Origin of the sequence: Pararhodobacter sp. (genome assembly GCF_036802785.1) — a bacterium.
Taxonomy (GTDB): Bacteria; Pseudomonadota; Alphaproteobacteria; order Rhodobacterales; family Rhodobacteraceae; genus Pararhodobacter.
On sequence record NZ_DAIRVN010000056.1, the window covers coordinates 19,304 to 31,316 of the forward strand.

A 12,013-nucleotide genomic window follows, 5' to 3' on the forward strand; every position below is an offset into this window, starting at 1 on the left:
ATCATGGCCTCTTACCCCAGCCCCCAGCGCCAGCCGCTTCTGGATCAGCGCCTTCAGCAGGCCCTCAGCCAGCGCGGGAAAGAGCTTCTGGGCATCGGGCTTATCGGCGCCGGTGCCCTGATGGCGCTGATCCTCGGTTCCTATTCGCCCGATGACCCCTCGTGGATGGCCACCAGCGACGGGCCGGTGAACAATGCGCTTGGCCGCGCAGGTGCCGCCATCGCCGCGCCGGTGACGATCATCATGGGCAAGGCGGGCTGGGGCATTGTGCTGGCGCTTCTCATCTGGGGCCTGCGGCTGGTAACCCATCGCGGCGAAGAGAACATTCTGGGCCGCTCGGTCTTTGTGCCCATCGCCATCGCGCTGAGCGCGGTCTGGCTGGCCACGCTGGTGCCGGGCGCTGGCTGGGCGCTGGATTTCGGGCTGGGCGGCATGTTCGGCGATACGGTGCTGGGCGCGCTGCTGACGGCGCTGCCGCTGACCTCCACCGGCGGGCTGAACATGCTGACGGTGGTCAGCTTCTGGGTGATGGTGGCGCTGTGGCTGTATGTTCTTGGCACCTCGGGACCGGAATTGCGCCGCTTCGGGCGGTTTCTGGTGACAGGGCTTATCCTCAGCTATATGGGGCTGATCACGGTTCTGGGCGGCGGCGCGCGGGGCATGGGCGGGCTGGCACGGCGCGCACAGGACCGCATGCAGGACCAGCGCGATGCACGACAAATGCAGCGCGCGGCGCAAATGGCGGCGGGTGCACAGATGCCCGCAGCCAGCGCGCACTCCGGCTGGCAGCCTGAGCCTCAGTATGCCGCACCGCAGGATCCCTCCTCTTCGCGCGGCGCGCGCGTGGTGCGGGCAGAGCCTGCCCTGCAGCATCCGATACCCACCCATCTGCCCGGTCATATGCCCGGTCAGGCGCCGGTGATGCGCGCCCCGGTCGCGCCGCAACCGGCCGCAACCGCGTCCATGTTCCACCACCAGCCGCAACAGCATCAGCCGCACCGCCAGGCACCCGCCCCGGCTGCCGAAAGCTGGGAAGCCGCCCCGCGCCCCGGCCTGCTGGCGCGGGTTCTGGGCCTGCGTGGCAGCGACGATGCAGCGCAGACTGATGCAGCGCGGCATCAGACCGACCCCTCTCTGCCCCCCGGCGATGAACGGATCAAAAGCCGCATCAGCGATGTGATCCGCGCTCGCCAGCGTCAGGTGCCCACCCTGCGCGTTGACCAGCGCGCGCACGTTCATCACCCCGTGCAGCATCCGGCACAGGCGCAGGGGGTTCCGGGCTTTGCCCAGCCGCATCTTCAGGCGCCGTTGCAGGCCCACCAGCCCCCTGCCCCGCCGGTGGTGCCCTCCCATCAGGCCGCAGGAATACTGCGTCCGGAACCCGCGCTTTCGGCCGCTTTCTCGCGCCCGGTGCCCGAAGTGGCCCGGCCCGTTCCCCCGGCGATGCCGGTCGCCATGCCCGCCGCAATACCTTCTGCCACGGCTGCACCGCAAAGCGCTTACCCGCTCACGTCGCAACCCGCCACGAAGGTCAATCAGGCTGATCTCTACCCCGATCTGGACGATGACGACGACAGCGCGGTATTCGACGACCCCTATGCCGCAGCACCCCAGCCCACCCGCAGCACGCCGGTTCTCAACCGCCGGGTGGTGCAGACCGGGCAGCGCCGCAGCGCGCCGCCGTCGCGTCAGGCACAGGCCGAGGCACAGCCGAATCTGAAATTCGAAGACACCCGCGTCGCCTATGAACTGCCGCCCCTGTCGCTTCTGTCAGACCCCTCCAAGATCGAGCGCTACACCCTGTCTGACGATGCGCTGGAAGAAAACGCAAGGATGCTGGAATCGGTGCTGGACGATTACGGCGTGCGCGGCGAGATCGTCTCGGTCCGCCCCGGCCCCGTGGTCACCATGTATGAACTCGAACCCGCGCCGGGCCTCAAGGCCAGCCGGGTGATCGGCCTTGCCGACGATATCGCGCGCTCGATGTCTGCGCTGTCGGCGCGGGTTTCGACCGTTCCGGGGCGCTCGGTCATCGGGATCGAACTGCCCAATGCCACCCGCGAAAAAGTGGTGCTGCGCGAGATCCTTTCGGCGCGGGATTTTGGTGACAGCCAGATGCGGCTGCCGCTGGCACTGGGCAAGGATATCGGCGGGGAATCGGTGGTGGCAAACCTTGCCAAGATGCCCCACCTGCTGATCGCAGGCACCACTGGCTCAGGCAAATCGGTGGCGATCAACACCATGATCCTGTCGCTGCTCTACAAGCTGACCCCCGCCGAATGCCGGTTGATCATGATTGACCCCAAGATGCTGGAACTGTCGGTCTATGACGGCATCCCGCATCTGCTGTCGCCGGTGGTGACCGACCCCAAGAAAGCCGTTGTCGCGCTGAAATGGGTCGTCGGCGAGATGGAAGAGCGCTATCGCAAGATGTCCAAGATGGGCGTGCGCAATATCGAAGGGTTCAACGGCCGCGTACGCGAGGCACAGGCACGCGGCGAGATGTTCAAACGCACCGTGCAGACCGGCTTTGACGACGAAACCGGCGATCCGGTGTTCGAGACTGAGGAATTCGCGCCCGAACTGCTGCCCTTCATCGTGGTCATCGTCGATGAGATGGCCGACCTGATGATGGTCGCGGGGAAAGAGATCGAGGCCTGCATCCAGCGTCTGGCGCAGATGGCGCGGGCATCGGGCATTCACCTGATCATGGCCACACAGCGGCCCTCGGTCGATGTGATCACCGGCACAATCAAGGCCAACTTCCCCACGAGGATCAGCTTTCAGGTCACCTCGAAAATCGACAGCCGCACCATTCTGGGTGAGCAGGGGGCTGAGCAGCTTCTGGGCATGGGTGACATGCTCTATATGGCGGGCGGTGCCAAGATCACCCGTATCCACGGCCCCTTCGTGTCGGATGAAGAGGTTGAAGAGGTGGTGAACCATCTCAAAAGCTTCGGCCCCGCAGAATACATGCACGGCGTGCTGGAAGGTCAGGATGCCGAGCGCGAGGCCGATATCGACGCGGTGCTGGGGCTGGGCGATTCAGGCGGTGAGGACGCGCTCTACGATCAGGCCGTGGCGATCGTGGCGAAGGACCGGAAATGTTCGACCAGCTACATCCAGCGCAAGCTGGGCATCGGCTATAACAAGGCCGCGCGACTGGTGGAGCAGATGGAATCCGAAGGCGTGGTCAGCCCGGCCAACCATGTCGGCAAACGCGAGATTCTGGTACCGGAAAGCCACTGACGCCGGTTGCGCCGGTGGGTGAGGGGGCAGAGGGGGGCCAGCCCCCCTCGCCGCTGCGCGGCTCACCCCCCGGCGTATTTTTGGCAAGATGAAAGCACTCAGGCCCGGCGCGCGGCCCAGTCCTGCACCGCCGCGCCGAACGCCGTGAACAGCGGGCGCGAAACCGGGTCATTCGCCGCGTTCCATTCAGGGTGCCATTGCACGGCAAGCGTGAACCCCGGCGCATCGCGGACATAGGTTGCCTCGGGCGTGCCATCGGGGGCGTGGCCGTCAATCACGATGCGCTCGCCGGGATGCTTGATGCCCTGACCGTGCAACGTGTTTGTCATGACTTCGGCCGCACCCAGAAGACGGTGAAACACGCCCCCGTCGGAAAAACGCACCGAATGACGCAGGGCGAATTTCTCCTCCAGCGTGCCGTCGGGCGGCATGCGGTGGTTCATCCGGCCCGGAAGATCGCGGATCTCGGGATAGAGTGTGCCGCCAAGCGCGACATTGACCTCCTGAAAACCGCGGCAGACGCCGAAAAAGGGCTGGCCGCGCTCCACGCAGGCGCGCACCAGCGGCAGCACAATCGCATCGCGGCCCCGGTCAAAATCACCATGCGCGGGGGTGGGCGCCTCGCCATATTCCTCAGGGTGAACATTGGGGCGCCCGCCGGTCAGCAGGAAGCCGTCGCAGACTTCCAGCAGCTCGTTCACCGAAACATAGCGCGGATCGGCGGGAATCAGCAGCGGCAGGGCGCCTGCCACTTCGGAGACCGCCTGACTGTTCATCGTTCCGCCGGCATGGACGGAATACTGATCGTTGATCAGATGGCTGTTGCCGATAATCCCGACAACCGGGCGCTTGCGCGGCATGGCATTCCCCGATGGCTTCAGGCCTATGGGGAATACCTAGCCCGCCCGCCAGCGAAGGTGAAGGCCCCTCAGGCCTCGCCGGTCAATCCGGCGGCCGCCGCCCCGGCCAGCGCCGCCTCCGCATCATTGTCCGACGTGTCGCCGGTCACCCCCAGCGCGCCGATCACCACGCCCGATCCATCGCGCAGCAACACGCCGCCCGGCACCGGCACCACCTGCCCGCCGTAAACCCCGTTCACGGCGGCCATGAAATAGGCCTGCGCCTCGGCCCGCGCCATCTGCGCGCGCCCTGCCATGCCCAGCATCACCGCGCCATAAGCCTTGCCCTGCGCAATGGCGAACCGGCCCGGCGCCGCACCATCCTCGCGCTCGAACGCCAGCACATGGCCGCCGCCATCCAGCACCACCACCGACAGCGGCTTGAGCGCCATCTCGCGGCCCTTCGCGCGCGTCGCCTCAATCATCACACGGGCCTTTTCAAGTGTCAGCGCCATCCCTGTCTCCTTCATCTTGCCAAAAATACGCACGGGGGGTTCTCCAAGGGGGGCGCGTGCGCCTCCCTTGGACGCGGGAGCGCGAGGGGCGCGCAGCCCCTCGCATCCCCCTCACCCGGCCTGCGCCGCCTTCAGTTCCAGTCTGCGCGCATGCAACACCGGCTCGGTATAGCCCGAGGGCTGCACCCGCCCCCGGAACACCAGATCGCAGGCCGCCTGGAAGGCGATACCGTCAAAACCCGGCGCCATCGGCAGATAGGCCGGATCACCCGCATTCTGACGGTCCACCACCCCGGCCATCTTCTTCATCCCGGCCATGACCTGCGCCTCGCTCACCACACCGTGGTGCAGCCAGTTTGCCAGCGCCTGGCTGGAAATCCGGCAGGTGGCGCGGTCTTCCATCAATCCGACATCATTGATGTCCGGCACCTTCGAGCAGCCCACCCCCTGATCGACCCAGCGCACCACATAGCCCAGAATACCCTGCGCGTTATTCTCAATCTCGCGGGTCAGCTCCTCTCCGGTCCAGTTGCGGCCCTCGGCCACCGGAATGGTAAGCAGCGCTTCCAGCGTGCCCCGCGCGCCGCCTGCACGGATCTCGGCCTGACGGGCCAGCACATCAACCTTGTGGTAATGCGTGGCATGCAGCGTCGCGGCGGTGGGTGACGGCACCCAGGCGCAGTTCGCACCCGCCTTCGGGTGGCCGATCTTCTGCTCCAGCATATCGGCCATCAGATCCGGCATCGCCCACATGCCCTTGCCGATCTGCGCCCGGCCCTGCAGCCCGCAGGCCAGCCCGATATCCACATTGCGGTCCTCATAGGCCTTGATCCAGGCGGCGTTCTTCATCTCGCCCTTGGGCACCATCGGCCCGGCCTCCATCGCGGTGTGGATCTCATCGCCGGTGCGGTCCAGAAAGCCGGTATTGATGAAGGCCACGCGGTTTTTCGCCGCGCGGATGCATTCCTTAAGGTTGGCCGAAGTCCGGCGCTCTTCATCCATGATACCCAGCTTGACGGTATTCTGCGGCAGCCCCAGCGCGGCCTCGACGTGGGTGAAGATTTCGTCAGCAAAGGCTACTTCCTCAGGCCCATGCATCTTGGGCTTGACCACATAGACCGAGCCCGCAACCGAATTGCGCAGCCCCCCGGCCTTTTGCAGGTCATGCATCGCGCAAAGCGTGGTGACCATCGCATCCAGCAACCCCTCGCCCGCCTCAAGGCCATCGCGGTCCAGCACGGCGGGGTTGGTCATCAGGTGACCGACATTGCGCACCAGCATGAGCGCACGGCCCTTCAGTGTCAGCGTAGCACCATCGGCGGCAGTGAAGGTCATGTCCGGGTTCAGGCGGCGGGTAAGCGTACGCCCCCCCTTCTCCAGCGCTTCCTCAAGATCGCCTTTCATCAGCCCCAGCCAGTTGCCCCAGGCCAGCACCTTGTCCTCGGCATCGACGGCGGCGATGGAATCCTCGCAATCCATGATCGAGGACAGGGCCGATTCCAGCCGGATATCCGCCACATGCGCCGCGTCCGTTTTGCCGATGGCATGGGCAGCATTGATGTCGATGATGATATGCAGCCCGTTGTTGCGCAGCACGATGGCGGTGGGGGATTCGGGCGCACCCTGATAGCCGACAAACCGCGCCGGGTCTTTCAGCGCGGGGACCAGCGCGCCGTTTTCCACCCGGTAGCCTGTGCAATCGGCATGCACGCCGCGCGCCAGCGGTGCCATCTCATCCAGCAGCGCCTTGGCGCGGGCCACCACGCGCGCGCCGCGCGCCGTGTCAAAGGGGCCGGGCGGGGGCAAATCGCCCAGTGCATCGGTGCCGTAGAGCGCATCATAGAGGCTGCCCCAGCGCGCGTTCGCGGCATTGAGCGCGTAGCGGGCGTTCATCACCGGCACCACCAGCTGCGGGCCGGGCACGGTGGCAATCTCGGGGTCAACGCTGGCGGTTTCGATGGTGAAATCAGGGCCTTCAGGCACGAGATAGCCGATCTCGCGCAGGAAGGCCGTGTAGGCGGCGGCGTCATGTTTCTGGCCGCGTCGGGCGATATGCCAGTCATCGATCGCCCGCTGGAGCGCGGCGCGCTTTTCCAGCAGCGCGCGGTTTTTCGGACCCAGATCATGGATCAGCTTTGAGAGTGCCGCCCAGAAATCCCCTGCCCCGATTCCGCTGCCCGGCAGGGCGCGGTTCTCAACGAAATCCACCATCCTTGCGTCAACCTGCAACCCGTCCTTATTGATGCGCTCTGCCATTCTGTTCCTCCTCACCCGGCCCAAAGGGCCTGTTTGGGACAGGGTTAGGGAAAAAGTTTCCGATAGGCAACAGGATTGGTAAGCTTAATTTACCACGAAAGCCCGTTTCAGCGCCGGTATCCGCAGAATGCCTGCGGGAGTGGCGGCATCGCTCGGAACAATAGCGCACCTCAGCCCAGTCGCGCCGCCCCATGTGCAGCGCATCCACCTCATGTCAGAGGTCCAGTGCCATCTGTGCGCTGTCCGACCGGGGCTTTGAGCGCTGCATGGGCTTTCCCTTGCGGCTTGCATGTTTGCGCGCCACGCGGGCGGCCTCATCGGCGAAACCCGCCGCCCGGCGCCGCGCCCAGACCTTTTCACGCGCCTCACGCGCGGCAGCGACAGGGTCGATCACCGGCTCAGGATAGCGCGCGCGCAGCAGGTCACGCGCGGCGGGCCATTTCCACGGCTCATGCAGAAACGCATCGGGCACCGGCGCCAGTTCCGGCACCCAGCGGCGGATGAAACTGCCACTCGGGTCCTGATCCAGCCCCTGCTTCACCGGGTTATACAGGCGGATCGCGTTGATGCCGGTGGTGCCCGACTGCATCTGCATCTGGCTCCAGTGAATGCCCGGTTCATAATCGGTGAACTGGCGGGCGAGATACGGGCCGGTCGCGCGCCAGTCCAGCCACAGATGATAGGCGGCGACCGAGACAAGCATCGCCCGCATGCGGAAATTCAGCCAGCCGGTGGCATGCAGGTAGCGCATGCAGGCATCGACAAAGGGTAACCCCGTTTCACCGCGCTGCCATGCGGCAAGGTGGGCGGGGTCAGCCGCAGGGCGCAGGTCTTCCATCGCGGGGTGGAGCGCGCGATGCTCAAGCGCCGGTTCATCCTCAAGCTTCTGGATGAAATGATCGCGCCAGGCGATCCGCGCCTCAAAACTGCGCAGCGACGGGCCCCAGCCGGGCTGTCCGCGCCACAGAGGCCTGGCCGATTCGGTCGCCTGCGCCACCTCACGCGCCGACAGCGCGCCAAAGGCCAGATAGGGCGACAGCCGGGAACAGGCGCGTTCGGCACTTAGCGGCGAGGACATGGCGCTGCGATAGTTCTGCCCGCGCTGCTCAAGAAAGCTGTCTAGCAGCCGAAGCCCCTGCGCGCGCCCGCCCTTCTGGCGAAAGGTGCAGCGGTCATCGGGCAGCTTCAGCGACCGCGCACCCGGGATCGCGCCTGACCCCTCGGCCACGGGCGCCAGCGCGGGCGGCGTCAGCAGCGGCTGTGCCATGAAATCATTGCGCCGCGCCGCCCAGCCATCGCGCCCCGCCAGCCGCCGCACCACGCCCGATTGCGGCAGCTCCAGCCACTCAACCCCCTGCGCCCGCGCCCATGCCGCCACGCGCCGATCGCGCGCATAGGTCCAGCCATTGCCGGTTTCCTCATGCGAGAAGATGCGCGAAAACCCGGCCTTCGCCTGCAACCGCGCCAGCACCTCCACCGCGTCACCGACGCGAATCAGCAGCGGTTGGCCCAGCGCGGCCAGATCGCAGCGCAGATCAGCCAGACATTCGGCAACAAACTCCCACTGCCGCGCCGATGCATCGGGCTGCGCCCAAAGCTCCGGCTCGACGATATAGACCGGCAGCACCCGCCCGCGCGCAGCGGCGGCCGTCAGGGCCGGATGATCGGCCACGCGAAGATCGCGTTTGAACCAGACGAGCGACAGCATGCGATCCAGATATTGCAGCCCGCGGACAAGTCGAACCGGGCAGATGTTCACTGTTTATTCGCATCACCCCCACCCGGTCAACCACCTGTCCGCGCCGCGCGAAAGCCCACGATGCACCCGAAAAACATGCGTCAGACGCCATACTTTCGCCGCATGGCATGGGCAGATTAAGCATGTCTGGAGGGCCAGACATCCGATGGAGCAGATCATGAAACATATGCCTGAAGCGCTGAGCAAACTGGGTCAGACCGGGAAATTCCCGTTCAATCTGTTCGCCACACCCGAACCTGACCGCTTCACCGAGCGGCTGGAAGAGCTGCACAAATCAGTGCCGGACACCCTGCCCGAAAAGCGGTTCTTCAAACACTGACCGTCACGCCGGGCAAGCGCAGTGCGTGCAGCACATCGCGCAGCTCCTGCCGCGCGGCGACGTTTGACATGTTCAGCTGCTCGATCCCGATATCCTTAAGGTCCAGCAGAGTCAGCCCGCGCGGAAACAGCTCCCGGAAGATCACCCTTTCGCTGAAGCCCGGCGCCACGCGAAAGCCGATGCGCTTTGCAAGCTGCTCCAACGCCTCACCCACCTTGCGTTTGTTATGCATCTGCTGCGCCCCCAGCCGGTTGCGCAGCACAATCCAGTCGATGGGCTTCAGCCCCGCCTGCGCGCGCAACTGGCGCGCCTGCCACACCATCTCCGCATAGATCGACGGGCCCAGCACCTTGTTGGTGGCCGGATCAATCCGCGCCAGCAGGTCAAAATCAATGAAACTGTCGTTCAGCGGCGTGATCAGCGTATCCGCAAGAGAATGCGCCACCTGACTGAGGCGCGTGTGCGAGCCGGGGCAGTCGATGATGATGAAGTCGCATTCGGCATCCAGCCCGGCCATCGCGGCAGACAGGCGATGGTCGTTGATGTTTTCGCCGGGGTCCAGATTTTCCGGATCAATCTCGGGCAGTTCGCGGTATCGGGGTGAGGGCAGGTTCAGCCCCTCAAGCTGGCAATAGGCCAGCCGGTTTTCGATATAACGGCCAAAGCTGCGCTGGCGCAGGTCAAGGTCCAAGGCCCCCACCGTATGCCCCATCCGCGCCAGAGCGGTGGCGATATGCATCGCGGTGGTCGATTTGCCCGACCCGCCCTTTTCGTTTCCGGTGACAATAATATGCGCCATGCGTTCTGCGTTCCTCAAACCTTGCGGTTCTAGGGGGCTTAGTCAAACCTGTGTGAATGCGCAAGTAATCGCGCATCGCCGGGCGCAGAATGCAAAAGGGCGTGGCTTTTGCCACGCCCCCTGAAAAACTCTGTGCCGTGGATCAGAAGCCCAGGCCCGAGTATTTGTTCTTGAACTTCGACACACGGCCGCCGGTGTCCATCAGGCGGGTCGAGCCGCCGGTCCAGGCCGGATGCACCGAGGGGTCGATATCGAGGGCGAGCGTGTCGCCCTCGCTGCCCCAGGTCGAGCGCATCTGAACGATGGTGCCATCGACCAGTTTGACATTGATCGTGTGGTATTCGGGGTGAATTGCGTCTCTCATGGCTCTGTTCCTCAGCCTTCGCTGCCGCCAAGGGCGCGGTAGTTGGTCTTTTCGGCGATCCGGGCCGATTTGCCGCGACGATCACGCAGGTAATACAGCTTGGCGCGACGCACCTTGCCGCGACGCACCACCTCGATCGAATCGATGTTGGTCGAATAGAGCGGGAACATCCGCTCGACGCCTTCACCGAACGAGATCTTGCGCACCGTGAACGACGCGGCGATGCCCGCCCCGCCACGACGGCTGATGCAGACGCCTTCAAAGTTCTGCACGCGCGAGCGGGTGCCTTCGGTCACTTTATAGCCGACGCGAATGGTATCGCCCGGCTTGAAATCCGGAATTGCCTTGCCGAGCGCAGCAATCTGCTCGGCCTCAATCTGCGCGATCAGGTTCATCGCGGTTATCCTTTCAATGGCACGGGTGTTTCCCGTAACGTGTGATGCCCCCTCAGAGCTCTCGGTCTCTATCCGGGTCCCTACCATGCTGCGCACAGTAAGCCCGCCAGAGGTCAGGGCGGCGTTCCTTGGTCAGCCTTTCGGCTTCTGCCCTCCGCCAGTCGGCAATTTTCGCGTGATGCCCGGACAAGAGAACTTCCGGTATCGCGCGGCCTTCCCAGACGGGGGGTTTGGTATAGTGCGGGTGCTCCAGCAACCCTTCAGAGAATGATTCCTCTTCCGTGGATGCCTGATTCCCAAGCACACGCGGTATAAGCCTGACAGACGCATCAATCAAGGCCGTTGCTGCGATCTCGCCGCCGGTCAGAACGAAATCACCCAGCGAGACTTCTTCGATGCCGAAATGCTCGATCACCCGCTCATCCAGCCCCTCGAAACGGCCACAGATCAGGGTGATTCCGGCACAATCGGCAAAGCGCCGCGCCATCGCCTGATCCAACCGCCGCCCGCGCGGCGACAGATAGACCAGCGGCCAGCGTTCGCGCGGCCCGGTGCCCGCCTGCGCCACCGCCAGCGCGCGCGCCATGACATCGGCGCGCAGCACCATCCCCGCGCCGCCCCCGGCGGGCGTGTCATCGACATTGCGGTGGCGGCCCTCGCCAAAGGGGCGCAGGTCGATGGGCTCCAGCGCCCAAAGCCCTTCCTCCAGTGCCTTGCCGGTCAGCGAATGGCCCAGCACGCCCGGGAACGCTTCGGGGAATAGCGTGATCACGCGGGCGGTCCATGCCCCTTTCAGCGGCGCCATACCCGCCGTCAGATCACGCGGCTGCACTGAGGCGCGCGCCGACAGCCGCCCGTGCGAGCGGGGTCTGGGGGTGTCGTCGCTCATGGCCCTGCCCGTTCGCGCAGCCGGGATGGCCGCACCGGCACTGAGCAACGCCGGGGCCGGGTCATTCCAGCAACCCCTCCGGCGGGTCGGCGATGATCCGGCCCGAGGCCAGATCAACCGTCGGCACCGCCGCGCGGGTGAAGGGCAAAAGTACCCCGGGCGCGCCCTTGCGCTGGATCTCCAGCAGATCGCCCGCCCCGTGGTTCAGCACCGCAGCAACCTTGCCCAGCACCGTGCCGCCGGTATCCAGCACCTCCAGCCCGATCAGGTCGGCATGGTAATATTCATCATCGGGCAGCGAGGGCAACTTGTCGCGGTCGGTAAACAGCCTTGTGCCGCGCAGCGCCTCGGCCTCTTCGCGGGTGGAAATGCCGGTCAGGCGCGCTGACAGCCCGTTCGGGATGGTCCCGCGCAGGATCACCTCAAACTGGCGCGCGCCGTCCTCGGTGTAAAGCGGCGCATAGGCGGCAATCGCTTCGGCCTCGGCGCAGAAGCTTTTCAGCCGCACCTCGCCGCGCACCCCAAAGGCACCGGCAATGGCGCCAACGCAAACCCGGTCCTTGCCCATGCGACCCTCTTCATCTTGCCCGAAATACGCTCAGGGGGGTGAATTTGGCGAAGCCAAAGAG

Annotated in this window: 11 protein-coding genes; 2 read left to right on the forward strand and 9 right to left on the reverse strand. The window is 65.4% G+C overall.

Annotation, left to right across the window (positions count from 1 at the left end; translation table 11 throughout):
- Window positions 1-3 precede the first annotated feature (3 nt).
- Complete coding sequence (locus V7Q53_RS16730; protein WP_333829841.1) at window positions 4-3,249, forward strand: DNA translocase FtsK; 3,246 nt, start codon at window positions 4-6, stop codon at window positions 3,247-3,249.
- Window positions 3,250-3,347: 98 nt separating this feature from the next.
- Here V7Q53_RS16730 and V7Q53_RS16735 read toward each other — a convergent pair whose 3' ends face one another.
- The 4 genes from V7Q53_RS16735 to V7Q53_RS16750 form a co-directional block, all read right to left on the reverse strand.
- Window positions 3,348-4,109, reverse strand: coding sequence for a gamma-glutamyl-gamma-aminobutyrate hydrolase family protein (locus V7Q53_RS16735; protein WP_333829842.1), 762 nt, complete (start codon window positions 4,107-4,109; stop codon window positions 3,348-3,350).
- Between the two features lie 68 nt (window positions 4,110-4,177).
- Window positions 4,178-4,603 (reverse strand): GlcG/HbpS family heme-binding protein, encoded by a 426-nt coding sequence (locus V7Q53_RS16740; protein WP_333829843.1) that lies wholly within the window; start codon window positions 4,601-4,603, stop codon window positions 4,178-4,180.
- A 111-nt stretch (window positions 4,604-4,714) separates the two neighbouring features.
- Window positions 4,715-6,859, reverse strand: coding sequence for a malate synthase G (locus V7Q53_RS16745; RefSeq protein ID WP_333829845.1), 2,145 nt, complete (start codon window positions 6,857-6,859; stop codon window positions 4,715-4,717).
- Between the two features lie 214 nt (window positions 6,860-7,073).
- Window positions 7,074-8,567, reverse strand: a complete 1,494-nt coding sequence (locus tag V7Q53_RS16750) for a deoxyribodipyrimidine photo-lyase (protein WP_333829847.1) — start codon at window positions 8,565-8,567, stop codon at window positions 7,074-7,076.
- Window positions 8,568-8,775: 208 nt separating this feature from the next.
- Between V7Q53_RS16750 and V7Q53_RS16755 the strand changes: the two genes are divergently transcribed.
- A complete protein-coding gene (locus V7Q53_RS16755) occupies window positions 8,776-8,937 on the forward strand; it encodes a hypothetical protein (RefSeq protein WP_333829848.1) in 162 nt (53 codons plus the stop codon).
- Here the strand turns inward: V7Q53_RS16755 and V7Q53_RS16760 are convergent.
- The 5 genes from V7Q53_RS16760 to rimM form a co-directional block, all read right to left on the reverse strand.
- Window positions 8,927-9,736: a division plane positioning ATPase MipZ gene (locus tag V7Q53_RS16760; RefSeq protein WP_333829850.1), complete on the reverse strand. Its 810-nt coding sequence runs from the start codon at window positions 9,734-9,736 to the stop codon at window positions 8,927-8,929. The genes V7Q53_RS16755 and V7Q53_RS16760 overlap by 11 nt on opposite strands.
- Before the next feature lie 142 nt (window positions 9,737-9,878).
- The gene (gene rpmE / locus V7Q53_RS16765; protein WP_333829851.1) at window positions 9,879-10,100 is read right to left on the reverse strand and encodes a 50S ribosomal protein L31; all 222 of its coding nucleotides are present in this window, start codon (window positions 10,098-10,100) and stop codon (window positions 9,879-9,881) included.
- 11 nt (window positions 10,101-10,111) lie between these two features.
- A complete protein-coding gene (rplS, locus tag V7Q53_RS16770; protein ID WP_333829852.1) occupies window positions 10,112-10,495 on the reverse strand; it encodes a 50S ribosomal protein L19 in 384 nt (127 codons plus the stop codon).
- Between the two features lie 52 nt (window positions 10,496-10,547).
- Window positions 10,548-11,384: a tRNA (guanosine(37)-N1)-methyltransferase TrmD gene (gene trmD / locus V7Q53_RS16775; protein WP_333829853.1), complete on the reverse strand. Its 837-nt coding sequence runs from the start codon at window positions 11,382-11,384 to the stop codon at window positions 10,548-10,550.
- A 61-nt stretch (window positions 11,385-11,445) separates the two neighbouring features.
- Window positions 11,446-11,952 carry a ribosome maturation factor RimM gene (gene rimM / locus V7Q53_RS16780; RefSeq protein ID WP_333829854.1) on the reverse strand — a complete coding sequence of 169 codons (507 nt, stop codon included), beginning with the start codon at window positions 11,950-11,952 and terminating at the stop codon, window positions 11,446-11,448.
- Between the last annotated feature and the right edge of the window lie 61 nt (window positions 11,953-12,013).

Excerpts from the sequence above, each read along its gene's own strand:
- V7Q53_RS16730 (WP_333829841.1), top strand. The coding sequence starts at position 4 with ATGGCCTCTTACCCCAGCCCCCAGCGCCAGCCGCTTCTGGATCAGCGC.
- V7Q53_RS16735 (WP_333829842.1), bottom strand. The coding sequence starts at position 4,109 with ATGCCGCGCAAGCGCCCGGTTGTCGGGATTATCGGCAACAGCCATCTG.
- V7Q53_RS16740 (WP_333829843.1), bottom strand. The coding sequence starts at position 4,603 with ATGGCGCTGACACTTGAAAAGGCCCGTGTGATGATTGAGGCGACGCGC.
- V7Q53_RS16745 (WP_333829845.1), bottom strand. The coding sequence starts at position 6,859 with ATGGCAGAGCGCATCAATAAGGACGGGTTGCAGGTTGACGCAAGGATG.
- V7Q53_RS16750 (WP_333829847.1), bottom strand. The coding sequence starts at position 8,567 with ATGCTGTCGCTCGTCTGGTTCAAACGCGATCTTCGCGTGGCCGATCAT.
- V7Q53_RS16755 (WP_333829848.1), top strand. The coding sequence starts at position 8,776 with ATGAAACATATGCCTGAAGCGCTGAGCAAACTGGGTCAGACCGGGAAA.
- V7Q53_RS16760 (WP_333829850.1), bottom strand. The coding sequence starts at position 9,736 with ATGGCGCATATTATTGTCACCGGAAACGAAAAGGGCGGGTCGGGCAAA.
- rpmE (WP_333829851.1), bottom strand. The coding sequence starts at position 10,100 with ATGAGAGACGCAATTCACCCCGAATACCACACGATCAATGTCAAACTG.
- rplS (WP_333829852.1), bottom strand. The coding sequence starts at position 10,495 with ATGAACCTGATCGCGCAGATTGAGGCCGAGCAGATTGCTGCGCTCGGC.
- trmD (WP_333829853.1), bottom strand. The coding sequence starts at position 11,384 with ATGAGCGACGACACCCCCAGACCCCGCTCGCACGGGCGGCTGTCGGCG.
- rimM (WP_333829854.1), bottom strand. The coding sequence starts at position 11,952 with ATGGGCAAGGACCGGGTTTGCGTTGGCGCCATTGCCGGTGCCTTTGGG.